The 3037-nt window shown below is 76.9% G+C and carries 2 protein-coding genes; both read right to left on the bottom strand.

What is annotated here, in order from left to right:
- Positions 1 to 1470 (bottom strand): condensation domain-containing protein (locus BG452_RS25715; RefSeq protein WP_317621231.1); only part of this gene is annotated, 1470 nt, incomplete at its 3' end.
- Positions 1467 to 3037, bottom strand: a 1571-nt coding sequence (locus BG452_RS25720; protein ID WP_188306743.1) for a non-ribosomal peptide synthetase, incomplete at its 5' end; no start/stop codon positions are given. The genes BG452_RS25715 and BG452_RS25720, both read right to left, overlap by 4 nt.

The following is a 3037-nucleotide window of genomic DNA, read 5'->3' on the forward strand; positions in this document are numbered from 1 at the left end:
GTCGGTCAGCTCCCGGTCCAGGCCGGCCACCAGGGTCTCCAGCCAGGACCGCACCGTCTCCGGGTCGAACAGGTCGGCGTCGTACTCGGCCAGGCCCTCGTAGCCGTCCGCGTCCGGGGCGAGGAGCAGCAGGAGGTCGGAGCGGTTCGAGGGGCCCGGCACGTCCTCGATCTCGGCGGTGAGGCCGGGGAGGTCGAGGGCGATGGTCGGGGTGCTCTGCACGGTGAGCAGCACCTGCGGGTACGACTCCGGCAGCCGGACGCCGCGCTCGCGCAGCTGTTCGACCAGCTGGCCGAACGGCACCGTGGCGTGGTCCAGGGCGGTGGCGATCGCCCGCCCGGCCGCGTCCACCAGCGCCCCGAAGCCGCCCGGGAGGCGGGTGGGCAGCCGGATCGGCAGGCCGAAGGTGAGCAGGCCGACGACCTGCTCGTCGACCGGCCGGGTGCGGTTGGCGTGGGAGAGCACCACCAGGGTCTCCGCCGCCCCGGTCAGCTCGCCCAGCAGCCGGGCGTAGCCGGCCAGGAACACGGCCGAGGCGGTGGTGGAGCGTCCGGCGGCGTAGCGGTGCACCGCGTCGGCCAGTGCCGCCGGGACGCGGAGGCCGGCCGTGCCGCCGCGCCCGGAGCGCTGCTCGGGGCGCGGCCGGGCGGTGGGCAGTTCGACGGTCAGCGTGGTGCCGCCGAGGACCTCGGTCCAGTGGTCGAGGGCCTCGGCGACGGCGGCCGGGGTGACCACGGTCCGCTCCCAGCAGGCGTGGTCGGTCATCCGGCCGGGGGCCGGCAGCCGCCGGCCGTCCGCGCGGTACAGCGTGCCCAGGTCGGCCAGCAGGGTGGCCAGTGACCAGCCGTCGATCACGATGTGGTGGAGCGTCAGCAGCAGGACCCAGGTGTCATCGGCCGAGCGCAGCAGCCGGGCGCGCAGCAGCCGGGCGCCGTCCAGGTCGAAGGCCAGGGCGCCCTCCGCCCGGGCGGCCTCGGCGAGCGCCGCGTCCCGGGCGGCGGGGGCGAGCGCCCGCAGGTCGTCGAGCGGCAGGTCGACCGGGGTGTTCGGCATGACCTGCTGGAGCAGGCCGAGGTCGGTGTCCCGGTAGCGGGTCCGCAGGCTCTCGTGGCGGTCGGTCAGCGCCGTCAGCGCGGCGGCCAGCCGCTCGGGGTCCAGCGGGCCGCGCAGGGTGATGCGCTGGCTGATGTTCCACACCGCCGGGTCGGCGGAGCGGCCGTGGGTCCGGTGCAGGCGGCGTTGCGCCAGCCCGGCCGGCGCGGCGCCGAGCGCCGTGCCGGAGTCGGTCAGGACGGCCAGCAGCCGTGCCCGGTGGGCTCGGACGAGGCCGGCCACCTCCTCGTCCAGCGCGCCGGGCGGGGCCAGGTAGCCGAGCCGGTCGCCGGTGGTGCGCAGCACGATGTCACGTTCGCCGAGCAGCCGGACCAGCCGGTCCCAGGCCTGGTCGGCCGTGGGCGCGGCGGCGGTCACAGGGTGCCCTCCTCGTAGGCGGGGGCCGGACGGTGGTCGGCGGCCGGGCGGTGGGCGGCCATCGCCCGGATGGTGGGGCGGCGGAAGAAGTCCAGCACGCCGATCCGCAGCCCGGTCGCCTCGCGGACCCGGTTCAGCAGCCGGGTGGCGGCCAGCGAGTGGCCGCCGAGGTCGAAGAAGGAGGTCTCCACGCCCGCGGGGCGGCCGAGTTCCTCCTCCCACAGCCGTTGCACGGTGCGTTCCAGCTCGGTGGCCGGGGCGACGGCGGCCAGGCCGGCGCCCAGCGGCAGCGGCTGTGGCAGGGCATCGGCGTCGAGCTTGCCGTTCGTGGTGAACGGCAGCGCCTCGACCGCGGCCCAGAGCCCCGGCACCATGTGCTCGGGCAGCAGGTCGGCCAGCTGGTCGCGGACCCGGGGCAGGTCGGCGGCCGCGCACTGCACGTACCCGGCGAGCGTGGTGCCCGTCGGGGTACGGCGTGCCGTCACGGCCGCGCCGCGCACGCCGGGCACGGTCCGCAGCACGGTCTCGACCTCGCCCGGTTCGACCCGGTAGCCGCGCACCTTGACCTGGCGGTCGGCCCGGCCGAGGTACTCCAGGGTGCCGTCCGGGCGCCAGCGGCCGAGGTCGCCGGTGCGGTAGCGGCGGCCTTCCGGGGTGTCGGTGAAGACGGCGGCGGTCTCCTGCGGCCGGCCGTGGTAGCCGAGCCCGACCTGGACGCCGAGCACGTGGATCTCACCGACCGCGCCGGCCGGGGTCGGGCGCCCGGCGGGGTCCAGCAGCACGATCCGGTTGCCCGGGACGGGGCGGCCGATCGCCACGTGGTCCGGTCCGTCCGGCCCGGCCTCGCCGACCGTGACCCCGTGGGTCTCGGTGGGGCCGTAGTGGTTCAGCAGCCGGCAGCCGGGGTTGCGGGCCAGGAAGGCCCGCAGTGCGGGGGTGAGCAGCAACTGCTCGCCGCCCTGGACCAGTTCGCGCAGGTGGGGCACCGGTTCCTCGCCGAGGGCCTCGACCAGCGCGGCCAGCGGGGTGTACGGCAGGTGCAGCCGCTCGGCCCGGGTGGCCCGGACGACGGCGGCCAGCGCGGTGATGTCGTAGCGGGTCTCCTCCTCGATCAGCAGCAGGGTGCCGCCGCCGGCCAGGGTGGTCAGCACCTCCTGGACGCTGACGTCGAACCCGCAGGAGGCGTACTGCAGGGTGCGGGCGGCCGGGTGGCCCGCGAGGTTCCAGGTCAGGAACGAGGCCAGGCCGAGGGTGTGCATCAGCACGCCCTTGGGCCGGCCGGTGGAGCCGGAGGTGTACAGCAGGTACGCGGCGGCCCGCGCCGAGGGGACGGGCAGCGGCGGCAGTTCGACGGCCGGCGCCCCGGATTCCCCGCCGGTGTGGACGGTCGGCAGCGTGATGCCCATCAGGTCCGTGCCCGGGGCGGTGAGCAGCACGGCCGGTGCGGCGTCCGCGGCGATCAGCCGGCAGCGCTCCGCGCCCTGCACCGGGTCGATCGGCACCAGGACGGCGCCCAGCCGCAGGACGGCCAGCAGCGCGGCCACCTGGTCCACCGAGCGCGGCAGCA

The organism is Streptomyces sp. CBMA123, assembly GCF_014596465.1.
Classification (GTDB): Bacteria; Actinomycetota; Actinomycetes; order Streptomycetales; family Streptomycetaceae; genus Kitasatospora.